This is a genomic window from Nocardia sp. CA-290969 (genome assembly GCF_050936135.1).
Lineage (GTDB): Bacteria > Actinomycetota > Actinomycetes > Mycobacteriales > Mycobacteriaceae > Nocardia.
Genome location: NZ_JBNJNJ010000001.1, coordinates 5,002,750 through 5,026,987, shown reverse-complemented (window position 1 = coordinate 5,026,987; position 24,238 = coordinate 5,002,750). Strand labels below are relative to the sequence as shown.

Annotated in this window: 27 protein-coding genes, 1 tRNA gene and 1 pseudogene; 8 read left to right on the top strand and 21 right to left on the bottom strand. The window is 68.4% G+C overall.

Going from position 1 to position 24,238, the window contains the following annotated elements; translation table 11 throughout:
• Positions 1-56: 56 nt before the first annotated feature.
• Both ACQEVO_RS23125 and ACQEVO_RS23120 read right to left on the bottom strand, forming a co-directional pair.
• Positions 57-497: a Fur family transcriptional regulator gene (locus ACQEVO_RS23125; RefSeq protein WP_432916732.1), complete on the bottom strand. Its 441-nt coding sequence runs from the start codon at positions 495-497 to the stop codon at positions 57-59.
• Between the two features lie 3 nt (positions 498-500).
• A complete protein-coding gene (locus ACQEVO_RS23120) occupies positions 501-851 on the bottom strand; it encodes an ArsR/SmtB family transcription factor (protein WP_280396901.1) in 351 nt (116 codons plus the stop codon).
• Positions 852-1,069: 218 nt separating this feature from the next.
• Here ACQEVO_RS23120 and ACQEVO_RS23115 point away from each other — a divergent pair, with 218 nt between their 5' ends.
• On the top strand, positions 1,070-2,455 hold the full coding sequence (locus ACQEVO_RS23115) for a glycine--tRNA ligase (RefSeq protein ID WP_432916729.1): 1,386 nt from the start codon (positions 1,070-1,072) through the stop codon (positions 2,453-2,455).
• 144 nt (positions 2,456-2,599) lie between these two features.
• The gene (locus ACQEVO_RS23110; protein ID WP_432916726.1) at positions 2,600-3,277 is read left to right on the top strand and encodes an MBL fold metallo-hydrolase; all 678 of its coding nucleotides are present in this window, start codon (positions 2,600-2,602) and stop codon (positions 3,275-3,277) included.
• Between the two features lie 63 nt (positions 3,278-3,340).
• Here ACQEVO_RS23110 and ACQEVO_RS23105 read toward each other — a convergent pair whose 3' ends face one another.
• Positions 3,341-4,243 carry a cutinase family protein gene (locus ACQEVO_RS23105; protein ID WP_432916723.1) on the bottom strand — a complete coding sequence of 301 codons (903 nt, stop codon included), beginning with the start codon at positions 4,241-4,243 and terminating at the stop codon, positions 3,341-3,343.
• A gap of 428 nt (positions 4,244-4,671) precedes the next feature.
• On the opposite strand from ACQEVO_RS23105, the gene ACQEVO_RS23100 reads away from it, so the two are divergent.
• From ACQEVO_RS23100 to dnaG, 3 genes are all read left to right on the top strand, one after another.
• A complete protein-coding gene (locus tag ACQEVO_RS23100) occupies positions 4,672-5,370 on the top strand; it encodes a YdcF family protein (protein WP_432916720.1) in 699 nt (232 codons plus the stop codon).
• A 64-nt stretch (positions 5,371-5,434) separates the two neighbouring features.
• Positions 5,435-6,679: a deoxyguanosinetriphosphate triphosphohydrolase gene (locus tag ACQEVO_RS23095; protein ID WP_432916717.1), complete on the top strand. Its 1,245-nt coding sequence runs from the start codon at positions 5,435-5,437 to the stop codon at positions 6,677-6,679.
• Between the two features lie 288 nt (positions 6,680-6,967).
• Positions 6,968-8,887: a DNA primase gene (gene dnaG / locus ACQEVO_RS23090; RefSeq protein ID WP_432916714.1), complete on the top strand. Its 1,920-nt coding sequence runs from the start codon at positions 6,968-6,970 to the stop codon at positions 8,885-8,887.
• Positions 8,888-8,897: 10 nt separating this feature from the next.
• Here the strand turns inward: dnaG and ACQEVO_RS23085 are convergent, their stop codons facing one another.
• On the bottom strand, positions 8,898-9,146 hold the full coding sequence (locus ACQEVO_RS23085; protein WP_432916711.1) for a hypothetical protein: 249 nt from the start codon (positions 9,144-9,146) through the stop codon (positions 8,898-8,900).
• 206 nt (positions 9,147-9,352) lie between these two features.
• On the opposite strand from ACQEVO_RS23085, the gene ACQEVO_RS23080 reads away from it, so the two are divergent.
• A tRNA-Asn gene (locus tag ACQEVO_RS23080) sits at positions 9,353-9,425 on the top strand.
• A 271-nt stretch (positions 9,426-9,696) separates the two neighbouring features.
• Here the strand turns inward: ACQEVO_RS23080 and ACQEVO_RS23075 are convergent.
• From ACQEVO_RS23075 to ACQEVO_RS23065, 3 genes are all read right to left on the bottom strand, one after another.
• Positions 9,697-10,092 carry a hypothetical protein gene (locus ACQEVO_RS23075; protein WP_432916708.1) on the bottom strand — a complete coding sequence of 132 codons (396 nt, stop codon included), beginning with the start codon at positions 10,090-10,092 and terminating at the stop codon, positions 9,697-9,699.
• Between the two features lie 47 nt (positions 10,093-10,139).
• Positions 10,140-10,406, bottom strand: a complete 267-nt coding sequence (locus ACQEVO_RS23070; protein ID WP_432916705.1) for a hypothetical protein — start codon at positions 10,404-10,406, stop codon at positions 10,140-10,142.
• 198 nt (positions 10,407-10,604) lie between these two features.
• A complete protein-coding gene (locus tag ACQEVO_RS23065) occupies positions 10,605-11,831 on the bottom strand; it encodes a cytochrome P450 (protein ID WP_432916702.1) in 1,227 nt (408 codons plus the stop codon).
• A gap of 320 nt (positions 11,832-12,151) precedes the next feature.
• On the opposite strand from ACQEVO_RS23065, the gene ACQEVO_RS23060 reads away from it, so the two are divergent.
• Positions 12,152-12,976 (top strand): NADPH-dependent oxidoreductase, encoded by an 825-nt coding sequence (locus ACQEVO_RS23060; RefSeq protein ID WP_432916699.1) that lies wholly within the window; start codon positions 12,152-12,154, stop codon positions 12,974-12,976.
• A 47-nt stretch (positions 12,977-13,023) separates the two neighbouring features.
• Here ACQEVO_RS23060 and ACQEVO_RS23055 read toward each other — a convergent pair whose 3' ends face one another.
• The 11 genes from ACQEVO_RS23055 to ACQEVO_RS23005 form a co-directional block, all read right to left on the bottom strand.
• Positions 13,024-14,988: a neutral/alkaline ceramidase gene (locus ACQEVO_RS23055; RefSeq protein ID WP_432916696.1), complete on the bottom strand. Its 1,965-nt coding sequence runs from the start codon at positions 14,986-14,988 to the stop codon at positions 13,024-13,026.
• 101 nt (positions 14,989-15,089) lie between these two features.
• Entirely contained in the window at positions 15,090-16,451 is a 1,362-nt protein-coding gene (locus tag ACQEVO_RS23050; RefSeq protein WP_432916693.1) for a glucose-6-phosphate dehydrogenase, read from the bottom strand.
• A 47-nt stretch (positions 16,452-16,498) separates the two neighbouring features.
• On the bottom strand, positions 16,499-17,074 hold the full coding sequence (locus tag ACQEVO_RS23045; protein WP_432916690.1) for an alkaline shock response membrane anchor protein AmaP: 576 nt from the start codon (positions 17,072-17,074) through the stop codon (positions 16,499-16,501).
• Positions 17,075-17,201: 127 nt separating this feature from the next.
• Positions 17,202-17,774, bottom strand: a complete 573-nt coding sequence (locus ACQEVO_RS23040) for a DUF6286 domain-containing protein (RefSeq protein WP_432916687.1) — start codon at positions 17,772-17,774, stop codon at positions 17,202-17,204.
• On the bottom strand, positions 17,771-18,091 hold the full coding sequence (locus tag ACQEVO_RS23035) for an Asp23/Gls24 family envelope stress response protein (RefSeq protein ID WP_432916684.1): 321 nt from the start codon (positions 18,089-18,091) through the stop codon (positions 17,771-17,773). The genes ACQEVO_RS23040 and ACQEVO_RS23035 overlap by 4 nt, the downstream gene beginning before the upstream one ends.
• The gene (locus ACQEVO_RS23030) at positions 18,088-18,279 is read right to left on the bottom strand and encodes a hypothetical protein (RefSeq protein WP_432916681.1); all 192 of its coding nucleotides are present in this window, start codon (positions 18,277-18,279) and stop codon (positions 18,088-18,090) included. Before ACQEVO_RS23030 ends, ACQEVO_RS23035 begins: the two co-directional genes overlap by 4 nt.
• A gap of 31 nt (positions 18,280-18,310) precedes the next feature.
• Complete coding sequence (locus ACQEVO_RS23025) at positions 18,311-18,802, bottom strand: Asp23/Gls24 family envelope stress response protein (RefSeq protein ID WP_432916679.1); 492 nt, start codon at positions 18,800-18,802, stop codon at positions 18,311-18,313.
• Between the two features lie 62 nt (positions 18,803-18,864).
• Positions 18,865-19,194 (bottom strand): hypothetical protein, encoded by a 330-nt coding sequence (locus ACQEVO_RS23020; RefSeq protein ID WP_432916677.1) that lies wholly within the window; start codon positions 19,192-19,194, stop codon positions 18,865-18,867.
• A complete protein-coding gene (locus ACQEVO_RS23015) occupies positions 19,194-19,562 on the bottom strand; it encodes an Asp23/Gls24 family envelope stress response protein (protein WP_432916674.1) in 369 nt (122 codons plus the stop codon). Before ACQEVO_RS23015 ends, ACQEVO_RS23020 begins: the two co-directional genes overlap by 1 nt.
• Positions 19,552-20,166, bottom strand: a complete 615-nt coding sequence (locus ACQEVO_RS23010) for an Asp23/Gls24 family envelope stress response protein (protein ID WP_432916671.1) — start codon at positions 20,164-20,166, stop codon at positions 19,552-19,554. Before ACQEVO_RS23010 ends, ACQEVO_RS23015 begins: the two co-directional genes overlap by 11 nt.
• Positions 20,157-20,723 carry an RNA polymerase sigma factor gene (locus tag ACQEVO_RS23005; RefSeq protein WP_432916668.1) on the bottom strand — a complete coding sequence of 189 codons (567 nt, stop codon included), beginning with the start codon at positions 20,721-20,723 and terminating at the stop codon, positions 20,157-20,159. Before ACQEVO_RS23005 ends, ACQEVO_RS23010 begins: the two co-directional genes overlap by 10 nt.
• A 205-nt stretch (positions 20,724-20,928) precedes the next feature.
• Here ACQEVO_RS23005 and ACQEVO_RS23000 point away from each other — a divergent pair, with 205 nt between their 5' ends.
• Positions 20,929-21,159, top strand: coding sequence for a hypothetical protein (locus tag ACQEVO_RS23000; protein WP_432916666.1), 231 nt, complete (start codon positions 20,929-20,931; stop codon positions 21,157-21,159).
• A 199-nt stretch (positions 21,160-21,358) separates the two neighbouring features.
• Here the strand turns inward: ACQEVO_RS23000 and dhaL are convergent.
• The 3 genes and pseudogenes from dhaL to ACQEVO_RS22985 all read right to left on the bottom strand — a co-directional run bounded on the left by dhaL (position 21,359) and on the right by ACQEVO_RS22985 (position 24,170).
• Positions 21,359-23,047, bottom strand: a pseudogene (gene dhaL, locus ACQEVO_RS22995) (dihydroxyacetone kinase subunit DhaL).
• An 86-nt stretch (positions 23,048-23,133) separates the two neighbouring features.
• Positions 23,134-23,328: a hypothetical protein gene (locus ACQEVO_RS22990; RefSeq protein ID WP_432916663.1), complete on the bottom strand. Its 195-nt coding sequence runs from the start codon at positions 23,326-23,328 to the stop codon at positions 23,134-23,136.
• A 197-nt stretch (positions 23,329-23,525) separates the two neighbouring features.
• Entirely contained in the window at positions 23,526-24,170 is a 645-nt protein-coding gene (locus ACQEVO_RS22985) for a TetR/AcrR family transcriptional regulator (protein WP_432916660.1), read from the bottom strand.
• Positions 24,171-24,238 lie beyond the last annotated feature (68 nt).

The following is a 24,238-nucleotide window of genomic DNA, read 5'->3' as shown; positions in this document are numbered from 1 at the left end:
GGGAACGGCACGGCCCGCCACCCCTGGTGAGGGGGGCGGGCCGTTGTCGTCTGTGGTCAGCTCCGGACGCCGGAGCAGGAGTGGCAGGTGCCGAAGATCTCGAGGGTGTGGCTGACCTCGGTGAACCCATGGCTCGACGCGGTACTCGCGGCCCAGGCCTCGACCGTGGGCCCGGCGACCTCGACCGTGCGACCGCAATGCCGGCACACCAGGTGATGGTGATGGCCGGTGGAGCACTGCCGGTACACCGATTCCCCGTTGTCGGCGCGCAGCACGTCTACCATGCCGGCGTCGGCCAGCGACTGCAGCGTGCGGTAGACGGTGGTCAGTCCGATTCCCTCACCGCGCCGGCGTAGTTCGTCGTGTAGTTCCTGGGCCGAGCGGAACCTGTCGATATCCTCCAGGAGCGCGGCGATCGCGTTGCGTTGCCGCGTGGTGCGAATACCGACTGCTTTCTGTGCGGCGGTCCCTTTCGTGGTGACCAGGTTCTCGGACACGAATTACCCTTCTTCTTCGGCGTGCGCTACTGCGTCGACCACGATATGTGCCAGGTGATCGTCGACGAGCTCGTAGAGGACCTCCCGGCCGGAACGCTCGCCGTGTACCACCCCGGCCGATTTCAGGATCCGTAAGTGCTGGCTGACCAGCGGTTGTGTGACACCGAGGGCATCCACCAGTTCGTGCACACAGCGCGGCGACTCCCGCAGTTGTAGCACGATGGCGATGCGAACGGGGGCCGCCAGCGCCCGCAGCAGTTCGCCGGCGTTCTCCAGCACGGTCCGCGACGGTATCGGGGCCGGGGCGGGGGACCGGTAGGGGTTGTGGGCGACGGCGGCGGTGTCGGTTGTCATGGTCCACTCCTTATTGGAAACCGGTCCCATTTTGATATGCACGGATATGCATGTCAAATGTCCGCGCCGATGCGGGTGCAAAAGCGGTTGGCACCGGCCATTAGGCTGTACCCGATCAGCGGTGCACGACTGAGCAACACCGCGGCAGCCGCGATCACGTGTGCCCGGTCCGGGCAGCGTAACTACTGGCGATTACGTAGTGGATGGAGAGTTCTCGCGTGGCACCCAAGTCGAAGGTGGACACCGTTGCCAACCTCGCCAAGCGCCGGGGGCTGGTGTACCCGTGTGGTGAGATCTACGGCGGTACCAAATCGGCGTGGGACTACGGTCCGCTGGGCGTCGAGCTCAAGGACAACATCAAAAAGCAGTGGTGGCGCTCCATGGTCACCAGCCGCGAGGACGTGGTCGGCCTCGACTCGTCGGTGATCCTGCCCCGGCAGGTCTGGGTGGCCTCGGGCCATGTGGAAACCTTCACCGATCCGCTGGTCGAATCCCTGCACACCCACAAGCGCTACCGCGCCGACCATCTGCTCGAAGCCTACGAGGCCAAACACGGCCACCCGCCGGCCAACGGTCTGGCCGATATCAACGATCCGGAAACCGGCCAGCCCGGCAAATGGACCGAACCGCGTAACTTCTCCGGCCTGCTGAAGACCTACCTCGGTCCCGTCGACGACGAAGAAGGCCTGCACTACCTGCGCCCGGAAACCGCGCAGGGCATCTTCGTCAACTACAAGAACGTCGAGACCACCGCGCGTAAGAAGCCGCCGTTCGGTATCGCCCAGATCGGCAAGAGCTTCCGCAACGAGATCACCCCCGGCAACTTCATCTTCCGCACCCGCGAATTCGAGCAGATGGAGATGGAGTTCTTCGTCAAACCGGGGGAAGACGCCGAATGGCACAAGTACTGGATCGACACCCGGTTCTCCTGGTACACCGACCTCGGTATCGATCCGGAGAACCTGCGCCTGTTCGAACACCCGAAAGAGAAGCTGTCGCACTATTCGGCCGGCACCACCGATATCGAATACCGCTTCGGTTTCACCGGCGGCGAATGGGGTGAGCTGGAAGGTATCGCCAACCGCACCGATTACGACCTCTCCACCCACGCCGAACATTCGGGTGTCGACCTCAGCTACTACGACCAGACCGCCGAGGAACGCTACATCCCGTACGTGATCGAACCGGCGGCTGGCCTGACCCGTTCACTGATGGCGTTCCTGGTCGACGCCTACGCCGAGGACGAGGCCCCGAACGCCAAGGGCGGCGTCGACAAACGCACCGTGCTGCGCCTCGACCGCCGGCTCGCCCCGGTCAAGGCCGCGGTGCTGCCGCTGTCGCGCAACGCCGACCTCACGCCCAAGGCCAAGGATCTCGCCGCGCAGCTGCGCCGGAACTGGAATATCGAATTCGACGACGCCGGCGCCATCGGCCGCCGCTACCGCCGCCAGGACGAAATCGGTACCCCGTTCTGCATCACGGTCGATTTCGACACCCTCGAGGATCAGGCCGTCACGGTCCGCGAACGCGACACCATGACCCAGGAGCGGATCGCCTTGGACCAGGTCGAGGGCTATCTCGCGCAGCGCCTGCTCGGCTGCTGACCCGCACCGTTGCCGTTCCTGCCGTTCCGGCGCCCGCTCGCGGGTAGCCGGGCGGCAGGAGCGGAGAGGGCCGATCGGGTTCGATCGCGCCCGCGGTGATTCGGCGGTCACGCCGGCTGCCACGGGCCTCGCTAGCATCGGGGTGTGATCACCATCGAAACGACCTATACGGGCCACGTCGAATCGGGTGGCGCGGCGCAACGCCGGGAGGTTCCGGGCGCCCGGGTCACCAAGATGTCGGTCGGCCCGATGGACAACAACACCTACCTGGTGCAGTGCGCCGCCACCGGCGCGACGCTGCTCATCGACGCCGCCAACGACGCGGATCGGATCGTCGAACTGGTCGGGCAGGCCGCGCCGGACGGGGTCGGCCTGATCGTCACCACCCATCAGCACCCCGACCACTGGCAGGCCCTCGCGGCCGTCGCCGAAGCGACCGGCGCACCGACCGCCGCGCACGCGCTGGACGCCGACCCGCTACCGGTCGCCCCGCAGCGCCTACTGGCCGAGGGGGACACCGTCACCGTCGGCGACCTCACGCTCGAGGTCATCCACCTGGTCGGGCACACCCCGGGCTCGGTCACCCTGGCCCTCACCGACGGGTCCGGCCGGACCCATCTGTTCACCGGAGACTGCCTGTTTCCGGGGGGTATCGGGAAAACATGGCGGCCGGAGGATTTCACCACCCTGCTCGACGGGGTGACCAGCAAACTGTTCGGCCGCTACGGCGACGACACCGTCGTCTACCCCGGTCACGGCGACGACACCACCCTCGGTGCCGAGCGGCCGCAACTGGCCGAATGGAAGAGCCGCGGCTGGTGACGATATGCCTACGGCCCGGCCGGAGTGTGGCCGGGCCGTAGGTGTCGCTGCGGCGGGATCGGATCAGGCGAGGGCGACCAGCTGCTGGCGCAGCCAGGACAGCGCGGTGGCGCCACCGGCGACCCGGTAGTTCGGGTAGCTCTGGTGGATACCGGATTTCACGAAGTCGTCGATCTGCTGCTTGCGCTCCTCGTAGGCCGCGCCGTTGAGCTGATCGTGCAGCAGGCCGAGGCCACCGGCGGCCAGGGCGTCGTTGAGCAGTTCCAGACCCAGCGAGTGGTAATTGCCGAACTGGGCGGGGTCGGCGTTGGAAACCTGGGCGAAGAAACCGGCGATCCGGGCGGCGAAATCACCCTCGGGGGTGGAGCAGTACAGATCACCCACCGCGCAGAAGGTATAGGTGCGGTTGCTCAGCCAGCCGAAACCGGTCAGTCGTGGCCCGCCCGCGCCGGCGCCGGGCACCGCCGGACCGATCAGGTTATCGGTGGGGGAGCGGCGCGGATCGGCGATCAGCCCGACCAGGGCCACCCGGTCGGCCGGGACGACACCCAGCCCGGTGCCGATTTCGGACGCGAGATCACCGGCGGCGTCCGCACCCTGGCTGTAGCCGAGCAGAGCGAAGCGGGTGTTGGCGCAGCGCCCTGCCACCTCGGAGATCAGACCGCGCGCACCGGCGATCGCCTCGTTCTTCGAGCGGCCGTAGACCTCGCCCTCCCACGGGAACGCGGTCGCGGTGTAGGCCACGTAGTCGGTGGCAGCGCCGTTGGGCAGGCCGTCGGCGACCGCGGCGAGCATGCCCTTGCCGGGCTCGGCTTTCGAGGTCTCCCAGGTTCCGGGGATCGCGACGACGTACAGTCCGGGGCAATGCGCCGGCGCGGCATGGGCGGTCGTCGTGGCCACCGCGGGGGCGAGGACAGTGGCGAGGGTTACCGCCAGACCGGCTGCGGCGTTCTTCCATCCAGGCATCGTGTACTCCAAGTGCTCACCGAGACGGCCACGGGCCGTTATCTGTTCCCAGGATTCCCAAAACAGTTCCAGGACATGCCGCATCATTGCGGCTTGACGCATAAGTAAGGCGGATCCGTGGGGCCACCGGGGAACGGCTGGTGACGCAGCAGATCTCGCCGATGAACAGCCAATCACAAAAAGTCCGTATCGGCAGCACAATCTACCGGTGTTCGACCCTGATCCACGGGAAATTCACATGTGAAGGCGGCTCGTCACCGAAAATGTCCGATCCATCCCGTTTTCGGGCGGTGTCGCGTCTGCCGGATCCCAGCCGATGGACCGGCACCGGACGGCGTCGCTGCCGGACACCGGTGCACCGCCGTCACCCGCGTCGTGGCGGCCGCGCGCCGTCCGGGGCCCGGAACCCGCCTGGCAGACTTGACAGGGTGAACTGGGCACCAGTGCGTACGCGGCCGCAGCCACGCGCCGATTCCCCTGCCGGGCGCGGGGTCGGTGCCGTGATTCTGCGCTGGACCGGACGATTGATCAGCGGTGCCGTGGTGGTGGGGCTGGTGCTGCTACTCGGGACCGCGGTGCGCGTATGGCAGGTGGCGCGGATCGAGGACTACACCCCGGCGGACGCCATCGTGGTGCTGGGGGCCGCCCAGTACTCGGGGACCCCGTCCTCGGTGTTCGAGGCCCGGCTGTATCAGGCCCAGCGGCTGTACGAGCAGGGTGTTTCGGATCTGGTGATCACGGTCGGCGGGAAACAGGAAGGCGACCTCTACACCGAGGCGGCCTCCGGGAAGATGTACCTCACCGAAGCCGGCGTCCCGGCGGACGCGGTGCTCGCGGTGGAGACGGGGTCCGACACGCTGCGCAGTATCGAGGCGGTGGCCGCGGCGATGCAGGAGCGCGGGCTCGGGTCGGCCGTCCTGGTGAGCGACCCTTGGCATTCGCTGCGTACCCGCACCATGGCCCGTGACGCCGGACTCGACGCGTGGACCGCCCCCACCCGTACCGGCCCGGCCGTGTACACGCGCGAATCGCAGGCGCACGGGATCGCCCGGGAGACCGCGGCGCTGCTCTGGTATCAGCTCACCCATTTCTCGGCGGACGATTTCAGCTACACCGCCGGTCAGTGACATTTCATCGTGCGGTGCCGCCGGTAACTCCGGGACGTCACCCCTGGCTGGCAGACTTGGTGCGATGACCTACACCGAGCACGACCGGGAACGCCTGGTCACCGAGGCCCCCAAAACGGCCGGCCTGGTCGACACCGGCGTCGGCGGTAACGGGCACCGCAGCGAATTCGCACGCGACCGTGCCCGGGTACTGCATTCCGCCGCGCTGCGCCGGCTGGCCGACAAAACGCAGGTCATGGGTCCCCGCGAGGGCGACACCCCGCGCACCCGGCTCACCCACTCCCTCGAGGTCGCCCAGATCGGGCGCGGTATCGCCGACGGTCTCGGCTGCGACCCGGATCTCGCCGAACTCGCCGGGCTCGCGCACGATATCGGCCATCCGCCCTACGGGCACAACGGTGAGAAGGCCCTCGATATCTTCGCCGCCGAGCACGGCGGGTTCGAAGGCAACGCCCAGAACCTGCGCATCCTGACCAGGCTGGAACCGAAGGTCCTCGATTCCTACGGCCACAGCGCCGGCCTCAACCTCACCCGCGCCGCTCTCGACGCCTGCATCAAATACCCGTGGCAGCGCACCGAACCGGGCGGCAAATTCGGGGCCTACGAGGTGGACGCCGACCGGCTGGCCTGGGTGCGCAAGGATGCCCCGGAGCGGCGGCCCGCGCTGGAATGCCAGGTGATGGACTGGTCCGACGATGTCGCCTACTCCGTGCACGATGTGGAGGACGGGATCATCGCCGGCCGCATCGACCTGCGCGCGCTGGCCGATCCGGTGGAGCGGGTGGCCCTGGCCGAACTGGGGCATGTGCAGCATCGCGCGCTGTCGGTCGACGATCTGGTGGCCGCGGCGCAGCGGCTCTCGGAGCTGCCGGTGGTGGCCGATGTCTTCAGCTACGACGGCACGCTGCGCAGTTCGGTCGCGTTGAAGCGGCTCACCAGTGAACTCGTGGGCCGGTTCGCGAACGCGGCGGTGGTCACCACGCGCGAGGCAACGTCGGGTCCGCCGGCCCGCTACTCCGCCGACCTGCTGGTGCCGCCGGTCGCCGCGGCCGAGGTCGCGATCCTGAAGACGGTCGCCCTGCGCTACGTCATGTCCGACCCCGACCACAAACTCCGTCAGGCCGCCCAGCGGGACCGCTTGATCGCCGTGGCCGAGCATTTGCTGGCCACCGGACCCGCCGCCCTCGACCCGCTCCTGCAACCGTGGTGGGAAACCGCCGCCGACGACACCGCCCGGGTGCGGGTGATCGTCGACCAGATCGCCTCCTACACCGAGAGCCGCCTCGAACGCGTAGCCGCGCAACTGTGAATCCTGCACGAGCCGCAGGACACACTGGGGCCATGTGCCTGGCGAGCTTGTGCCCGCGATCGCGAGCGCGCTGAACCGCGGTGAGATTGCGCACCGGGCCTTCGCGGCGCGCCGAGGCCGCGCGTACCCAGGATCCGCTGGGCGAAGGCGCTCACAGACCCGCACCGGGTGGAGCGGAGGTGGAGATATCGCCGAGGTGGGGGCCGGTGTGCGGTGCCGGCCGGAGTGCCGCCATATCGACGTGCACGGCCCGGAGGGGAGGCGGAGCGATCGCCTAGACTCGTCCCCGTGACCGGACGAATACCAGCTCGCGATATCACCGCCATTCGGGAGCGCGTCCGGATCGAAGACGTGGTGGGCGAGTACGTGGCGCTCAAACGTGGTGGGGCCGATTCGATGAAGGGTCTGTGCCCGTTCCACGACGAGAAATCGCCGTCCTTCCACGTCCGCCCCAACCACGGCCTGTTCCACTGTTTCGGCTGCAACGAGGGCGGTGATGTGTACGCCTTCATCCAGAAGATCGAGCACATCGGTTTCGTGGAGGCCGTCGAACAGCTCGCCGACCGGATCGGCTACCGGATCAACTACGAGGGCGGCGGTACCTCGGTCCAGCGCGACCGCGGCACCCGCTCCCGGCTGGTCGCCGCCAATGCCGCCGCCCACGAGTTCTACATGTCCCGGCTGCGCGGTCCGGACGCCACGATGGCCCGCAAATATCTCACCGACCGCAATTTCGACGAGGCCGCCTGGACCCAGTTCGGTTGCGGCTATGCCCCCGACGGCTGGGACACCCTCACCAAACACCTGCTGAACAAGGGTTTCGAGTTCAAGGAACTCGAGGCAGCGGGGCTTTCCCGGCAGGGCCGGCGCGGCCCGATCGACCGGTTCCACCGGCGGTTGCTGTGGCCCATCCGCAACCTCGGCGGCGATGTGATCGGCTTCGGTGCCCGCAAACTCTTCGACGACGACACCATGCCGGGCAAATACGTCAACACCCCGGAAACGTTGCTGTACAAGAAGTCCCAGGTGTTGTTCGGTCTCGACCACGCCAAACGGGAGATCGCCAAAAGCCACCAGGCCGTGGTGGTCGAGGGCTACACCGATGTCATGGCCATGCATCTGGCCGGGGTGAAAACCGCCGTCGCCGCCTGCGGCACCGCCTTCGGCGACGACCACCTGGGCATTCTGCGCCGCCTCCTCATGGACGACAACTTCTGGCGCGGTGAGATCATCTTCACTTTCGACGGCGACGCCGCCGGGCAGGCCGCCGCCCTCAAGGCCTTCCTCGGTGACCAGAAGGTGGCCGGGCAGACCTACGTGGTGGTATCCCCGGACGGGCAGGACCCGTGCGAGATGCGCCAGCATTCCGGCGACGCCGCCCTGCGCGATCTGGTGGCCCGCCGCGAACCGCTGTTCGATTTCGCGCTGCGCCAGGAAATCGCCAAACGGGAGGACAGCCGCACCGGCGCCCTCACCTACGACAGCCAGGTCGAGGTGATGCGCTGGGCGGTGCCGATCGTCGCCCAGATCAAGGATCACGGCCTGCGTAAACGCTATGCCACCCAGCTCGCCGAATGGACCGGCTGGCAGGATCCGCAGCTCGTCTACCGTCGCGTCGACGAGGAGGCCCGCAAACTGCGCGGCGCCGCGGCCGCCCCCGCCCGCGCACCCCGGGTGGAGCACACCGGCCCCACCCAGCCGGCCGCCCGCCCCGACCCGCGCGACCCGGTACTGCGCTCCCAACGCCAGGCCCTCGCCGCCGGTCTCCAGTACCCGGAAATCGCCGGCCCGGCCTTCGACGCCCTGGAAACCGAGGCCTTCACCCACCCCGCTTATATCGCCGTCCGCACACTCATGGCCGAAGCCGGTGGGGTGTGCAGCGGCCTGACGGGTGCCGACTGGATCGCCGCGATCACCGACCACACCGACGACCTCACCCTGCGCGCACTGGTCTCGGAACTGGCGAGCGAACCGCTGCCGGTGAAGACCAGCGGCGATATCCCGCGCTTCATCACCGGAGTTCTCGCGAGCGCCCAGGCCGGGCTGGTGGGGCGGCAGATCGCGGAACTGAAGTCCCGCCTGCATCGCGTCTCGTCCACCGACGATCCCGACACCTACATGGCGCTGTTCGGCGATCTGGTGGCACTCGAGCAGTACCGCAAGAGCCTGCTCGAGCAGGCGATGGGCAGCGGCGACTTCGCCGCCTGATATCCGCCGCCTAACGCCGCCGCAGCTGATCGTGCGGCACCATCACGGTGGTGCGCTCGTCCAGCGGCTCCATGGGCTCGAGCTTGGGCTGGGTGCTCAACTTCTCCGATAGCTTCTGCCGGCTCACCATCACCAGCTTGCGGGTCACCGGGCTTCCCGCGACGGCACGCGCACTGGCACTGATCTGCTCATAGCGCGCCCGCCCGGCCTTACTGCCCAGCACATAACCGGCAGCGATACCGATGATCAACCGCAGCATCTTGGGTCGAGCTCCTCCCAGTAGTCCGTGCTGCCCCATCCTGCCCGACCGCACCGACACCTGTCGATCCGACGCCACCGCACCGGCGCCGCTCGCACCCACTTTTACCCCGTCCGCCGACCTCGACCCCGCGATTTGGGCGCGCGCCCACCCATACGCTAGAGTTTCACCTCGGTCAGCCCGGAACGGGCGAGACCACCGAGCAATCCCCTATAGCTCAATTGGCAGAGCAGCCGACTGTTAATCGGCAGGTTACTGGTTCGAGTCCAGTTGGGGGAGCAGAAACAGGCCCCTGACCATCGGTTTCATCTGAACGGTCGGGGGCCGAATTCGTACAACGCCGCGGAATGGTAGATAAACGGCTGCAAACTATCCCCGCGGACTGAAATCTCCGCAGCTCGGTAACGCCGGCCCCGGCGTCCGCGCCGCGACCACCGATGCCCAGATTCGGCAGGTGCGGGTCGATCGGTTTCTCTCACGCGGTGGGGGTGCTCGGCGGGGGACGGGTTCTGCTCGGATCGAGGCGCGTCCGAATTGCCGGAATGTCCTCTCAGACCTTCTCCACCCGCACGGGCCGGCCCGCCAGAAGTTGGTTCAGGTCGTCGGTGTCGGAGGTGAATACGGTGGTTTCGGACCCTCTGGCGGACTCTCGCTCGGCGACAGCCGCGAGGACGGCGTCGATGGCATATTTGTGCCCGTGTAGTCCGGCGTTCCTCAACATGTCCCGCGCGGATGCGATTACGTGGTCATCGGTGTGTACCACGCGGATTCGTGACAACGTCCAACTCCACAGGGCCTGCTTGGATCCGTCTCGCGGGTTCCACGCATTCAGCGTAGCCAGGGCTGACGTGACGATCGGGATATCGAGTTGCGGTGCGGTTTTGATGAGCGCGGCGATCTCCCGGTCACCCTGGACTGCCTTGGCCAATGCCTCGGAGTCGAACACGAAGACACGTTGCCGTGGCTGATGCGCTGCCGTTCGTCGTGTCCGGTTCACGCGGCACTGCCGGGACGTGCGCCGTGTTCGTCATGCCATTCGTCGAGGGCGGCGATCCGATCGAGCGCGGCCTGCTGCTCCTCCTCCGACAGCGGACGGTATTCTTCCTCGATCTGTTCGGCCAGCTCCCGCAGCCGGTCCATGGCATCGCGATGTGCGGCAGCGGCAGCGATGTAGCCGGACACTCCCCGCGAGTCGACCCGGCCCTTGATCGATTCGACGAGTTCTTCCGGCACGGTGACAGTGATCTTCCGGGTTGCCATACTTTAAGTATGGCACACGGGTGGTGTGCTCGACGGCGTAAGCTCCGGATTGTGATCCAGCCTCGTCCCGACGCCGAGGACGGGCCGGAATTTACGGTGCCGCTGCCGATCGGCCAACTGATCGGCGTCGTCTGATGACAGCCCTCACTCAACACGTTGCTCCGGTTGGCCGGATGTCCATGTATCCGGCAGGGTGAACTAGATGGTCAGCGGCGCGGATTCGGGAAACGTCACCGGTAGTGCGGTCAGTGCACGCTGGAAAGCTCCGGGCCGCCAGGTGAGTTCCTCGGCCGGTACGGCGAGGTGTAGTTCGGGTAGCGCGTCGAGCAGTTGGTCGATCGCCTCCTGCGCCATCAGGTAGGCCACGTCCTTCGCCGGGCAGGTATGTGCGCCGACGCTCCATGCGAGGTGGGCGCGGTTGTCGGTGTACTCCCCGGTATCGATGGCCGGATCGTTGTTGCAGGCGGCGATGCTGATCATCACCGGTTGATGTGCGGGTAGCCAGACACCGTCGATCAGCACCGGCTGGCGGGGGAAGGACACCGCATAGTTCGCGACCGGTGGGTCGGTGAACAGCACCTCGTCGACGGCGTCGCGGGTCGACAGGCTGCCGCCGAGGACGCCGCCGGCGAATCGCTCGTCGGTGAGGATCAGGCGCAGCGAATTGACGATCAGGTTCTGTAGCGGTTCGATCCCTGCCCCATAGAAACTGTAGACGTTGTGCAGCATTTCCTCGTCGTCGAGGTTCGCGGGGTCGTGCACCATCCGGGTGACGATGTCCTCACCGGGTTGGTGCTTCTTCAGGCTCACCAGATCGGCCATGGCCTGTTCCAGCATGGCGTTGCCTTCACTGGCGGCCGTTGACGAGCCTTCGATCATGGTGGCCATTCCGGCCGCTGCGCGCCGGCTGATCTCGGCGGGACAGCCCAGTATGTCGTTGATGAGCGCGAAGGTCAGCGGAAACACATACTGCCCGATGAGTTCCGCCGCACCGGTGGCGCAGAACGCGTTGATGAGTGGTACGGCGATCCTTTCCACTCGGCTGTGCAGCGAGAACAGATCGACGCCGTTCACCCCGGCAACGGTTGCCTGCCGGTACCGGGCGTGCACGTGACCGGAATTCCGGACAGCCGACGGGCGCCATTCCAGGAGCGGCAGGACTGGGCAATCGCGCGGGATATCGCGCTGCCAGACGCGGGAGTCCGCCGGAAAATGCTCGGGGTCGTTGAGGATGCGCAGCGCGGTGTGATATCCGACGACAAGAGTTGCCGGGACCCCGGGAGCCAGATCGACCGGCACCAACGCGCCGTAACGGCGGCGCATTTCGCGATAGGCGCGATGCGGATGCTGGGCGATCTCCTCGGCGTAGAACGGAATCCGGGGCCCGTCGGTGCTCTGGGGTGATCCCTGAATGAGCGGAAGCACGGTGGACCGATCATCGGGCGGGGGCGAAAACAACTGTGTCACTCCATATGTGCAGGCGGATGTGGCGCCCGGGAACAGCTCAGCCGACGCCACCGGAACGGCCGAGGCGAGACTAATCGAGGAAGACGCCTTATTTGTCCCAACCGGTCGGAATTGATCACTTCGTAGCCGATCTCCGGTACGTGGTTCCGTCCTTGTCGAGCGGATTATCGCTACCGGCGGGCCGGTGTCGCGGGGAGCGACGGAAACCGGTGCGCCGGGTTCGGCTCGAGTTGCGGTCAACCGCTGACCACCGGGCCCGGTGCGGCGACGATGGCATCATGACCCAGATCGCACCGTCTCCGGACCAGGTGGTGGCCGAGCGCTACCGTGAGCCCGCGCCGGCGGCAGCGGCCGAATGGAACCCGGTGCTGCAGGTTCTGCACGAGCACCGGTCGGTGCGGCGGTATCTGCCCGATCCGCTGCCCGACGGAGTGCTGGAACTGTTGATTTCGGCCGCCCAGTCCGCGCCCACCTCATCGAATCTGCAGGTGTGGAGTGTGGTGGCGGTCCGCGATCCGGGGCGGAAGGCCCGGCTGGCCGTGCTCGCGGGTGATCAGGAGCAGATCCGGCAGGCGCCGTTGCTGCTGGTGTGGACCGCCGACCTCGCGCGGGTGCGCGGTCTGGCTGCCGAGCGTGGTGCGCCGCTGGACGGGGCCGACTATCTCGAATCGAGTTACGTCGCGTTCCTGGATGCGGCGCTGGCCGCGCAGAACGCGGTGGTGGCGGCGGAATCGCTGGGGCTGGGGACGGTCTATATCGGGGCGATCCGCAACAACCCGGAACAGGTGGCCGACGAATTGGCGTTGCCCGACGGGGTGTTCGCGGTGGCCGGTCTTGTCGTGGGCTATCCCGATCCGGCGGAGAATGCCCGGGTCAAACCGCGGCTGCCGCAGGCCGCGGTGCTGCACGAGGAGACCTACCGACCGGCGCATCGGGATGATCTCGACCGCTACGAGCAGCGCATCGCGCAGTTCTATGCCGAGCAGGGCCTCGAGCATTCGTGGACCCAGCGAGTACTGGCGCGGCTGGCGTCGGCGGAAGCGCTGAAGGGCCGGGACCGGCTGCGGGAATCCCTGACGGCTCAGGGCTTCCCGTTGCGCTGAGGGCCGTCGCGGGACCGCCCGGCTGCCGAGTTCTCCGCGGGGTGCGATCAGTCGCCGTGGACCTGGAACTCCGGGGAGGTCCCGCTGATGGGGACACACTCGCCGCCGGGCTGCGCGGCGTCGCCGAAGTACCGGATCCGGTAGGTGCCGGGCGGGGTGTCGGCGGGGGTGTGCCAGACGATGGTGATGCGGGAGCTCGCGGCGGGGCCGGGCGCCCAGGTGAAGGTGGTCGTCCAGTCGCTGTCGTCGGCGACGGTGCGCCAGCGCTCGCCGTTGTAGCGCTGCACCATGAGGTAGGTGCTGCCGCGATGGAGGTCGTTGTTGGGGTGTGCGCCGGCGAATTCGACGGTCACCCGATCGCCGGCGCGATACGCCGGCTCCGGTTCGGTGAGCACGTCACCGAACTGCCGGCCGCCCGGCGGGAAGTCCGGGGGTGGCGTGGTTTTCGCGGGTTTGCTCAGCTCGGCGAGATCGGGTGCCGCGGTTCCGGCGGGAATCGGGCTCTCGTCGTGCAGGGCGGTCGCGAGCTGCGCCGCGATCTGCTGCAGGGCCGGTAGTTGCCAGCGCCCGAACAGGGTGCTCGCGCCCTCGTAGCGCTGGGCGGTGTACTCCTCGGGGGTGGTCACGTAGTGCATATAGGCGTTGCTGTAGCCGGCGATCAGGACGTTGGCGAGCTCGGCGCCGAGGGCGGCCGCTACGGTCCGCCGCAGGCGCAGGCCGGCGGTGATCGTCACCTCGCCCGGAATGCCGAGCAGATACAGCTCGCCGATCTGGACGAGTTGAACCGGGAATATTTCCTGCACATACGGCTTGAACCGGTTGAGCAGCCCGCCCGGGGCGACGATCGCCTTGGGCGCCTGCGCGTCTCGCGTTGCGCGCGCGAAGCAGTACGCACACCGCGACAGAAGATCCCAGCCCGGATTACGGCCTTCGTGGAAGGTCTTCCAGTTGGTCGGCCCGTCGAAACCCGCACCGGCGAACGCGGCCGCACCCCCGGCAGGTTTGCCGGTGCGGTGTTCACATCCGTCTCCGGTGAACTCCGCGGATACGGTCACCGCGGACAGATCGACGTGGACGAGGCGGTGGTCGACGGTGCCGGCCATGCGTGGCATATATCCCGCGGCGAGTTTCGCCGCGGCCTCGTACTGCCGCAGGCCGATGATCCGGGTGTTCTCGACCTCGTCGCCGGTCGGGCCGTGACCGGGGCTGCCGCCGAGGTTGGGTGACATATCACCGGCGTTGGTCTGCGCGAACGCCGCGACGAAATCGGGATCCGGATCCGCCAGATAGTTCACGCCCTCGACGAGGTGCTCCCAGTGATAGGCCGCGTACCCCTTGTTGTCGCCGCTGATCAGCGTGTTCCGGTTGGTCATCGAGGTGCCGTGGGTGGCGAACCAGTTGATCGCGCCGACCGGTTCGCCGTCGCGGTCGATGCGCAGCAGGGTCGTCTGCGGGTCGATGGCCGCGGGAAAGAAGTCCTTGTCCTCCTGCGGGTTCAGGTCGAATGCCGCCCGCGAGCGATTGACGCTGGCATCGTGCAGTTCGCCGTGGACCAGGCGCAGGGTGGCCGGGCCCAGATCCTCGTGCGCCCGCACGGCCGCTTCGACGATGCCGTCGACGATCGCCGCGAAGGTGTGCGGGCGGAACCCGGTCGAGCCGTTGTACAGCCGGTGGTGTGCATAGCCGCCGGGCGCGCAGTGGGTATGGGTGGCGGTGAGCATCACGTTGGACTCGGTGTAGGTGTCGCCGAATCGCTGCGCCAGGCGTCGCAGCACCTCCTGGGTGATGCTGGAGAAGATCAGCGGCAGGTCGGTCACGATCAGCAGGACCCGCCGGTCGACGAGCGGGTCGGCGAAAACGAAGGCGCGGGCGCGTAACCGCAGGTGTATTCCGGTGGTTTTCTGCTCGGCCCGGCCGTAGCCGAGCATTCCGGCCTCGGCCGCTTCTCCGGTGATGTCGGCAATGGCACGCCCGACCAGATGGCGATCGGTCGAGTAGTTCGAGTCCGGCATCGACCTCTACATTCTGTCCTGGTGGTTTCGGTTCGCGGCAGCGGTCCGGGTCTGTCGCACTGACAACCTAGCAAGGACGAGGCCGGGATCGCCTGGCGTGACTACGGTTCCGCCGGGCCCGGGGATCCCGCGGGGTATTCGCCGAGCGGTACGAGATCACGCGACCAGGCCGAAATAACGGGGGTGACCACCCGCCATGCCGCTTCCGCCTCGTCCGCGCGAATCGACAGCGCCGGATTGCCGACGAGGACATCCAGCAGCAGCCGCCCGTAAGCGGGGAGGTCGGGGGGTTGGATGGGCGCGGTCATGGTGAGCGGGACCAGCGTGTCCACGGTGGCACCGATTACGTTGAGGCCGAGGGTGAGGTTTTCCGGGTCCAGTCCGAAGCGCAGCACGTTCGGTGCGGTCGTGCCGTGGTGGCCGAACGGCATATGGGGGACGGGCCGGAAATGGACGGCGACCTCTTTGCGATCGGTGCCGAGGGCCTTACCGGTGCGCAGGACGAAGTTCGTTCCGGCCCAGCGCCAGTTGTCGATCGCCAATTCGACTTCGGCGAAGGTTTCGGTACGCCGGCGCGGGTCCACGCCGGGTTCGTCGATGTAGGAGGGGACGTGGCGTTCGCCGATGGCGCCGGCGCGGTACCGGGCTCGGCGGGTGCGGTGCGGGATGTCATCGTCGGTCAGGGGGCGGATCGATCGCAGCACATCGACTTTGCGATCGCGTAGGTCGCGTTCGGACAGGGTGATCGGGGGTTCCATCGCCACCAGGCACAGCAATTGCAGGAGATGGTTCTGCACCATGTCCTCGAGCGCGCCGACACCGTCGTAGTATCCGGCGCGGTCCTCGAGGGTGAGGGTCTCGTCCCAGATGATCTCGACTTCGGCGATATGCGCACTGTTCCACAAGGATTCGAGCACCCGATTGGCCAGCCGGCTGCCGAGCAGGTTCTGCACGGTGGTCATGGCGAGGAAGTGGTCCACCCGGAAGACGGCCTGTTCGGGAACGAAATCCGCCAGCAACCGGTTGAGGTCTTGTGCGCTGGTGAGGTCTTCGCCGAACGGTTTCTCCAGCACGATGCGGCTGCCGGGCGGGAGGTGCGCGGTGCGCAGCGTCCGGATCGCGGTGGGGAACAGCGAAGGGGGCAGGGCCAGGTAGACCGCGACCGGTCCCGCACCGGCGATCGTTTCGGCCACCTGCGCCGGGTCACCGATATCGGCGCGCCGGTATCGCGCGGAATCGGTGATCGCCTGCCGGGATCCGGCCGGGGTGTCCGCGGCGTGCTGCTCGAGCTGGGTCTGCGCCCATGCCCGGAACTGGTCGGGGCCGCGGCCCTTCCGGTCGGCGCAGACGATCTCGAAGTCCGCGTCGAGCCGCCCGGCTTCGTGGAGGGCGGCCAGCCCCGGCAGTAGGTAGCGTCCGGCCAGATCGCCCGTACCGCCGAATACGACAAGTCGCCGGATCATCGCACAGTCACCTTCACGCTCTCCCACGATCGATGGTCATGAACGGTTCAGCGCAACCGGCCGCGCTGCCCGGCGTCGGCGAAACCCAGTTCCAGCCGCACCGGCAGTTCGCCGATCTCGAGGGCGCGGCACAGTCGCGGGACGGCTTCGTCGTGAATCCGGGCGCGCAGCCGGGCGATATCGGCGTCGGGCTCGGCGGTGACCACCAGATGGAGTTCGGGGGTCGCGCGGGGACCCGCCAGCCACGCCTCGGCGGCACGGACCTCGCCGAAGGATTCGATATCGGCGGTCAGTGCGGACGCCGCGGTACGCGACGACAACACCGTCCGCCCGGCCGACCCCTCGGTCTCCATTCGCCACGCCTCCGGTTTCGGCATCCGGAAGAACTGGGCCAGCAGCCAGCGCAGGCACAGCAGGCCGAGAATCGCCGCACCGGTGATCACGACCCAGAACACCCAGGTGGGCGGAGCCGCCGTCCCCGGAACCAGGGGAGTGCCCGGGTCCACCCGGCCCAGCCATCCGGCCCAGGCGGCGAGCGCGAGTGCTCCGGCGGCCACCAGCGCGGCCCCGAGCAGCGCGAGCAGTGTTCGATTCAGCCTCGCCGGGCGGTTCGCATATGCCATCGGACACTCCCATTCACGTTCTGTAGTCGACTGCACACCGTGGCGCCACCACACGCGACGGCGGGGACTGCTGACCGACGCGGGCCCCGCGGTCCCGGCTCATCCCGGGCGTGCGCAGACCTGCCGTTCACCGGGACTGGGCGGCGATCTCGGTGGCTCGCCCGCCGCCGGGCTCCTTCTCGGGGCCCTTCACCCGCACCTGCACCCGCCGCGCCGGTCGCCCGAGCTCCTGGATCCGGGTGTTCAGCACGGTGCAGACCTCGTCCGCGATCTCGGTATGGCCGCGGTGGAAGTCGGTATCGACAACGGCCCGGACCGTGCCGCGCCGCAGGGTGATACGCGCCGAGTTGACCCCGTCCACTGTCTTCGCCGCGGTGCGTAGCAGCGCCCGCAGATCGCCGGCGGGCACCCCGGCTTCCATACCGTCCCGGGATCCCAGCGGCAGGATCCGGGGACGGCCGGGCAATACCGCCACCGCCAGCAGCAGCGCGCCGGCTACGAGCAGTGCGAGAGCTGTTACGAGGACCGGCCATTCGCCCCAGGTGGTCGCGTGCAGTTCGCGCGCGATCGTGTCGTAGGAGAGATATTCGCGCGCACCGGCCGAGCGTTGCGCCAGCGAGACGATCACCGCGACGCATCCGGCCGCCACCACCAGCGCGACCAGCACGGCGGGGACCGTGCGCCGGGATCGGCGGATCACCGCACTCTCCCGGCCGGTGCCGCCTCGGTGGCCAATTCGGTCACCACGATATCGACCCGGGAGACACCCAGTCCGGTCAGTTCCTCGGTGCGGCGCAGCAGATGCGCACGGCAGGCGTCGGTGACCCGGCCCACCGGTTCGGGATAGTGCACCGGCAGCCGGATATCGAGCGAGGTGCGGTCGCCGGAGACGTCGGCGTCGACCTTGACCGTCCCGGCGACACCGGCCACCTCGCGGGCGGCCCGGGCGGCGATCCGGCGCACCGCCCGGTCACTGACCGTGGTCACACCCGGCAGGTCGGCGCTCACCGCGGTCACCGCCGGCTCCTGTTCCGCTGCGCCGATCGCAGCACCGCGTTCAGATCCAGCTCACCGTCGAGCCACCGGCCCGCCAGCAGGCCGGCGGCCGCGAACACCAGCACGATCAGGAACGCGGTGAAACCGCCGAAGGCGGCGGCGAAACCGAGCGCGAGTCCGACGGCCAGGCCTATCGATGTGGCGTTCACCGTGCACTCCTCTCCGCTGTGGCGGCGGGGCTCATTGCACCCGGCCGGTCTCGGCTTCGGGCTCGTCGTCACCGGGGATGAAGACGTCGTTGACGTTGATATTCACCTCGACGACCTCGAGGCCGGTCATCTGTTCGATCGCGGTGATCACGTTGCGCCGCACCAGCCGGGCGACCTCGGCGATCGCGACCCCGTACTCGACGACGATCTGCAGATCGACGGCGGCCTGCGTCTCACCCACCTCCACCGAGACACCCTGTCCGGTACTGGCCGAGGCGCCGGGGATCCGTTCCCGCAACGCGCCGAGCGCCCGGGCGGTGCCGCCGCCGAGATCGTGCACTCCGCGAATCTCGCGGGCGGCCAGCCCGGCCACCTTCTCCACCACCACGTCGGCGATGGTGGTGATGCCCTGGTCGGTCACCAGGGGGTTGGATTTCCGCGGCGTGTTCTCGGGTACCTGGTCTGCGCCGCGGCCGCCGGCGTTGTTGCCCGCGGTGGTCTTGTCACTGGTCGGAGCGGTCATTTCTCCTCCTGATCTCTCGGATTGCTGGACCTCACTTGTTCGACACCGGAACGCCCCGGATGTCACGCTCCGGCGCCGAGCCGATCGGCTCCTTCCCCGGCGACCGCCGCCGCATCGAGTTCGGTGACCACGAGGCGTAGCTCGGCGTGTTCCCACCGGGTGCCGGTCAGCACCGGCCGGACGGCGGCCCCGGCCCGTTCCAGCAGCGGCGGCAGCGGCAGGACTCCGGCGACGAAGCGCACCTCGACCACATCCGTGCCGAGATCGACGGCGTACTGCCGGGTGTCCCACGGCCATGACGTCTTATCGCCCAGCAGGGGCGCGGCCGGCCACAGTCCGGGCACGCCCTCGAGCGCGCCGAGGATCCGGTCGATGATCTGTTCGTCGGCCATCACAGCTCCGGTTCGATATCGAGGATGTGCACGCAGACCGCGTCCACTTGCCGGCCGGTGTGCTCGCCCACCTCCCGCGCGATGTGTTCCTGCACCGCGCGGCCGACCTCGGCGGCCGGTCCGTCCGCCCGGACAGCGATATCGACGTGCACGGTCAGCCCCGCGCCGGTGACCCGGACGCGTACTCCTTCGGTGGGCGCCGGATCGGCGCCGGTCCAGCGCTGCCTGCCCGCGCGGGTGAGTACGGCCAGCAGGCCGCGCACTCCCGGTTCCAGCCGGGCCACGCCCGGCGTGGCGGCGGCGGCGCGGGCGGCGACCGCGGCGACGACCGGCGGGGTCACGACCATCGAGAGTTTGTCAGCCGTCATTTCCGTCCCTCCGATCCGCCGCCGGGGTCTCGTCGTAGAAATCGCCCACGTGGACGTCGAGTCGGCGCAGCGTCGTGCCGATGTGGTCGGGCAGCGCCGCGGCGACCCGGGCCCGGACGAGCGGCAGCACCTCGTCCAAGGTCGCCGACCCGAACCGCACCGCGATCGTCAGTTCCACATCCAGCGGCCCCGGGCCACCGGATTCGGCCGGGGCCTGCCGCACCCGGCAATTCCGTGCCCGGACACCGGCCACGGAATCGGCCGCATAACGCACGATGGCTGCCACCGCTTGCTCGCTCACCTGGATTTCGCCGGTGTGCGGGGTCGGCAGGTCCAGCATGCGGCCTCGCCGCGCGTCGGCACGGACCGCCGACATGATGCGTCCGAGCAGGTCCGGTGGGGGGTCGTCGGGTTCGTCGATCAGCTCCCGGGTCGCGGCCCGCAGTGCCAGCAGACTTTCCCGTGCCGCCCGGCAGTGCGGGCAGGAAGCCTCGTGCGTGCCGGCGTGCCCGGTGTCTTCTTCGTCGAGCCGCTGCCACACCTGCTCCAGATCCCGCCCGCACGGCAGGAGATGGTTGCGTTCGGTCGTTTCGTTCACCGCCATGGCTTCATCACCTCGGACAGTTGGGCGCGCGCCCGCGCGATACGGCCTCGGACAGCGGTCGCGCTCACTCCGATGATCGACGCGATCTCGTCGTAGGCGAGCCCGTCCACTTCCCGCAACAGCCAGCATGCGCGCTGTTCAGGGGTCAGTTCTTGCAGCGCCGAGTTCAGGGCGGCGAGTTGCGTGCTCACCTGCACCGCGTGCTCGGGCTGGGTGTCCGCGCGCGCCGATTCGGTGGTGTCGGGGTCCAGTTCGGCGTGCGGCCGCCGGGTCCGGATCACGTTGAGACAACGGTTGGTCGTCATCCGGTACATCCACCCGACGAAGGCGCCGTCGTCGGTCAGCTGGAACAGGCGCCGCCACGCCTGCAGGAAAACCTCCTGGACCACGTCCTCGGCCTCGGCACGATCGGCCAGCATTTTCGACGCCAGCCGGAACATCCGGGCCTGGTATCGCATCACCAGTACCTCGTAGGCGCGCACGTCGCCGTCGCGCGCCCGGCTCACCAGGGTGGCGTCGTCGGGACCTGCGTCCGGTGCCGAGTCGATCGTGGTCATCTCACCTCCTCCGCTCACCGGTAGGACACCGCGGCCGGGAGATCGTCACGCCGGTTTGCCGGAGATTCTCGAGGCGAGGCCCGGAACAGGGCCGGCACACCACGTGATCGTTGTCACCCGGTATGCCCCGTGCGCTTCACCGGTCGACCGGGTCGTTATGACCGAGCGCTTCTCACATAACGGAACGACACGGAAGGTTTTGCCCATGGATCGCCGTAGTGTCCCGAGAGCCGAACAGCCGGTACCCCGGCGTACCCGGACCGTCCGGATAGCCGGAATGGAGTGGGTGACCGCGCTGCTGGCCCTGGCCATGTGCCTGCTGTTCGCCGCGGGTATCGCGATGTTGACCCGTTCGACGGTGGCCACGGTCGTCGGCACCGCCGGGATCGCCATGGGATTGGTGGCGGTTTCGCGGATCCTGCGCGCGGGACGATAACGGCCCCGCCGCCGTGGACGGACAAGGTCGCTGCCATCGGCACTCCTCGCGTCGGTCGGACACGGCACGGCCCGGTCGGGTGGACGCGGCGAACGTTACGGCCGGGGGTGCGGCTCGTCTTCACACGTTGCGGATGAACTGCGGCCGGTTACCGTCGGCTATCCCCATCGGACCGGGCCCGGACTCACACCCGAATTGATCAGGCGGTGGCGTCGGCGAGCCACGCGGTGTCGATCTCGCCGCCGTGTTCGTCGTAGGCCGCCGCGGCGGCTTGCAGGATCAGTGCGGCGGCCGCCGCACCGGGGTCGAGGACACCACGCGCCACCTCGCCGACATAGCTGGCCCGGCCGCGTTTGGCCACCAGCGAGACCGTGCCGGCCGCACCCGCTATCGCCGCTTCGGCCGTGGCGGCGAGCGCTTCGGCGGGCGTACCGGCGGTGCGGGTGGCGAGGGTTTCCGCCGCCGGGGCGAGCGCGTCGACCATGGTCTTGTGCCCCACCTGCGCCTTGCCGTATCGCTGCACCGTGGCCACCCCGGCGGTCAGGCCCTGCGAGAGCTCGGTCAGGGTCGGTTCCGAACCGTCTGCGCAGCGGGCGAGTTCGCGGAAGAACATGCCGAACAGCGGTCCGCTGGTGCCGCCGGTACCGAGGAATCCGCGCGAGACCGCGGTCAGCCAGGCCGCGTACGACTCGGGGGTTTCGGCCTCGATGTTGGCGCGGGCGCGGCGCAGGGCGGCGGCGATATTCGCGCCGAAATCGCCGTCACCGGCGCGGCGGTCGAGGTCGGCGAGGGCTTCGGTGCGATCGAGGAAGGCGTCGAACATCGTCTGCACCCAGCGCTGCCCGAATCCCGCGGGTAATGCCTCATTCGTCATGGTCGGGCTCCTTCACCAGGTGAGGGCGGGGGTGCGCACGGGGGCGTCCCACAGCGGCAGCAGATCGGCGTCGGCGGGCAGCAGGGTGAGCGAGACCCCGACCATATCGAGCGAGGTGACATAGCTGCCGGCCAGCGAGCGGGCGACAGCGATACCGCGTCCGCCGAGTTGCCGGTGCACGGCGCGCGCCGCGATGGACAGTTCGATCGGGTAGGCGCCGCCGAGCCCGTTGACGATCGCGATCACCGACGCGCCGCGGGCGAGCCCGAGCTCGGCGACCAGCGGATCGACCAGCAGCGATACCAGCGTATCGGCATCGGCGAACGGCACCCGGCCGGTACCGCGCTCGCCGTGGATGCCCACACCCAATTCCACTTCGCCGGCGTCGAGGGTGAACGCCGGAGCGGTTTCGCCGGGGTGGGTGCCCGCGCTCAGCGCGAACGCGAGGCTGCGGGCGTTGCGTGCGACGCGGCGGCCGACCTCGGCGACCGCGCGCAGATCCGCCCCGGCTTCGGCGCTCGCACCGCAGATCTTCTCGACCGCCAGCACCGCGGCGGTGCCACGACGGCCCGGGCCGTCCGGATCGTCGCTCTGGGTGGCCAGATCGTCGTCCACCAGCACGATTTCGGTGGCGACGGCGTCGTCGTCACCGGCCAGTTCGCCGGCGATCCGGAAGTTGATGACATCGCCGGTGTAGTTCTTCACGATCTGCACCACGCCCCGACCCGAATCGGCGGCCACGGTGCCCTCGTGCACCTGCAGCGCCGTCGGGCTGGCGAACACCGCGCCCGGCACGGCCACGTCGAGCATGCCGGTTCCGACGAAACCGGCATGCAGCGGTTCGTGCCCGGATCCGCCGCCCGAGACGAGACCGACCTTGTCGCGCGCCGGAGTGGCCCGGGTGACGAGGCCGCGCGCCCGGTCATAGGCGATGAGAGTGGGATAGGTGAGGGAGAGCCCTTCGAGCGCCTCCTCGGGCGCGTCTTCCGGTTGATTGCGAATCTGTCGGCGCACGAGGTCGTTCTCCTTCGATCGACTGTCGACCGATACTAGGTCAGCTCGTACCGCGCCGACCGGATGCCTCGCAGCCGGATATCGGTTCAGCTCGCGGCGTATCCGGTGATTCCGGCGTGGTGACCTCGACCCTCCGTCCATCGAGCGCTTTCACGGCCGTGCGGTAATTCGGCCTGCGGCTGGGCGGTGGCGGCATCGATCAGGCAGTCGAACCGTCCCCGAGCATCGATCGCGTGCATGATGGTGCTGTTGTCGCCGACGCGGTAACGGATATCCCCCACACAGAGCAGTCCCCGGTAGTCTCGATCGGAAACCTGAACCTCAGTCGTCGCTGACTGTTCCGGTTTCCGACTGGCTTGCCGGGGGCCTGGCCGGACCGCCGAGGAGTTCGACCGCCGTTCTCCGAACGTCTTCTTCGAACGAGTCTCACTCTTCGTTGTTCCGGTGTATCTCCAGTCTCCTCTGTATCGGCCGTCAGTCAAGGGCTCGACCGCAGGTTATCGGGCATTTTTCCGGTGAGTAGTCCGTGCAGGATCACCTCGGCGACCGAACCGCTGTCCGCGGTGTTGTCGGGGTGCCCGAATCTGCGCGCCCAGGGGGCCTGCCCGTACAGCAGGGTGGGTTTGGTGACGGCGAAATGGAAGACGTGCCACGGTACGTCACGGATCCGCCCGGCGGCGACCAGCCGTTCGAAAACCGTTCTGGCGGACCGATCGAGGGGCTCGATCAAGGTGAACAGGTGGTCCAGCCGCTCGGATTCGCGGGCCGCCTCGTAGTCGATCACCCGGTTCAAGTGCGGATGTTGCGCGCTGACGCGGTGGAAAGCCCGGATCGCCGCCACCAGCCAGTCCAGGTCGTCGTCCGGCGCCGGGTCCAGGGCGGACGCCAGCTCGGCGGCCAGCGTCCGGCACTCGTGCGCGACGACCGTGCGCCAGAAGGCGTCCTTCGAGCCGTACCTGTCGTGGATGAACGTATGTCCCATACCGAGCAGGTTGTTCAGTTCGCGGACCGAAACCGCCTCGTAGCCGAGCTCGGCGAAGGCCTGGATTCCTTTGCGCATGAGCTCCGCGTGATCGGGGGTACGCGCGTCGCGTTTCGGCCTGCCCGGTCCTGAGCGAACCATGAATACTCCTCGACCTGCCTGTTTCCGATTTATCCGACAACTGCCTGATATTCTAGTCGTGGATCGGC

Bases quoted from the DNA above. Each gene is read 5' to 3' on its own strand.
- ACQEVO_RS23000 (WP_432916666.1), top strand. From the start codon at position 20,929: ATGGATCGCCGTAGTGTCCCGAGAGCCGAACAGCCGGTACCCCGGCGT.
- ACQEVO_RS23050 (WP_432916693.1), bottom strand. From the start codon at position 16,451: ATGATCCGGCGACTTGTCGTATTCGGCGGTACGGGCGATCTGGCCGGA.
- ACQEVO_RS22985 (WP_432916660.1), bottom strand. From the start codon at position 24,170: ATGGTTCGCTCAGGACCGGGCAGGCCGAAACGCGACGCGCGTACCCCC.
- ACQEVO_RS23060 (WP_432916699.1), top strand. From the start codon at position 12,152: ATGACCCAGATCGCACCGTCTCCGGACCAGGTGGTGGCCGAGCGCTAC.
- ACQEVO_RS23055 (WP_432916696.1), bottom strand. From the start codon at position 14,988: ATGCCGGACTCGAACTACTCGACCGATCGCCATCTGGTCGGGCGTGCC.
- ACQEVO_RS23070 (WP_432916705.1), bottom strand. From the start codon at position 10,406: ATGGCAACCCGGAAGATCACTGTCACCGTGCCGGAAGAACTCGTCGAA.
- ACQEVO_RS23045 (WP_432916690.1), bottom strand. From the start codon at position 17,074: ATGGCATATGCGAACCGCCCGGCGAGGCTGAATCGAACACTGCTCGCG.
- ACQEVO_RS23005 (WP_432916668.1), bottom strand. From the start codon at position 20,723: ATGACCACGATCGACTCGGCACCGGACGCAGGTCCCGACGACGCCACC.
- ACQEVO_RS23025 (WP_432916679.1), bottom strand. From the start codon at position 18,802: ATGACCGCTCCGACCAGTGACAAGACCACCGCGGGCAACAACGCCGGC.
- ACQEVO_RS23105 (WP_432916723.1), bottom strand. From the start codon at position 4,243: ATGCCTGGATGGAAGAACGCCGCAGCCGGTCTGGCGGTAACCCTCGCC.
- ACQEVO_RS23085 (WP_432916711.1), bottom strand. From the start codon at position 9,146: ATGCTGCGGTTGATCATCGGTATCGCTGCCGGTTATGTGCTGGGCAGT.
- ACQEVO_RS23010 (WP_432916671.1), bottom strand. From the start codon at position 20,166: ATGGCGGTGAACGAAACGACCGAACGCAACCATCTCCTGCCGTGCGGG.
- ACQEVO_RS23020 (WP_432916677.1), bottom strand. From the start codon at position 19,194: ATGGCCGACGAACAGATCATCGACCGGATCCTCGGCGCGCTCGAGGGC.
- ACQEVO_RS23095 (WP_432916717.1), top strand. From the start codon at position 5,435: ATGACCTACACCGAGCACGACCGGGAACGCCTGGTCACCGAGGCCCCC.
- ACQEVO_RS23015 (WP_432916674.1), bottom strand. From the start codon at position 19,562: ATGACGGCTGACAAACTCTCGATGGTCGTGACCCCGCCGGTCGTCGCC.
- ACQEVO_RS23120 (WP_280396901.1), bottom strand. From the start codon at position 851: ATGACAACCGACACCGCCGCCGTCGCCCACAACCCCTACCGGTCCCCC.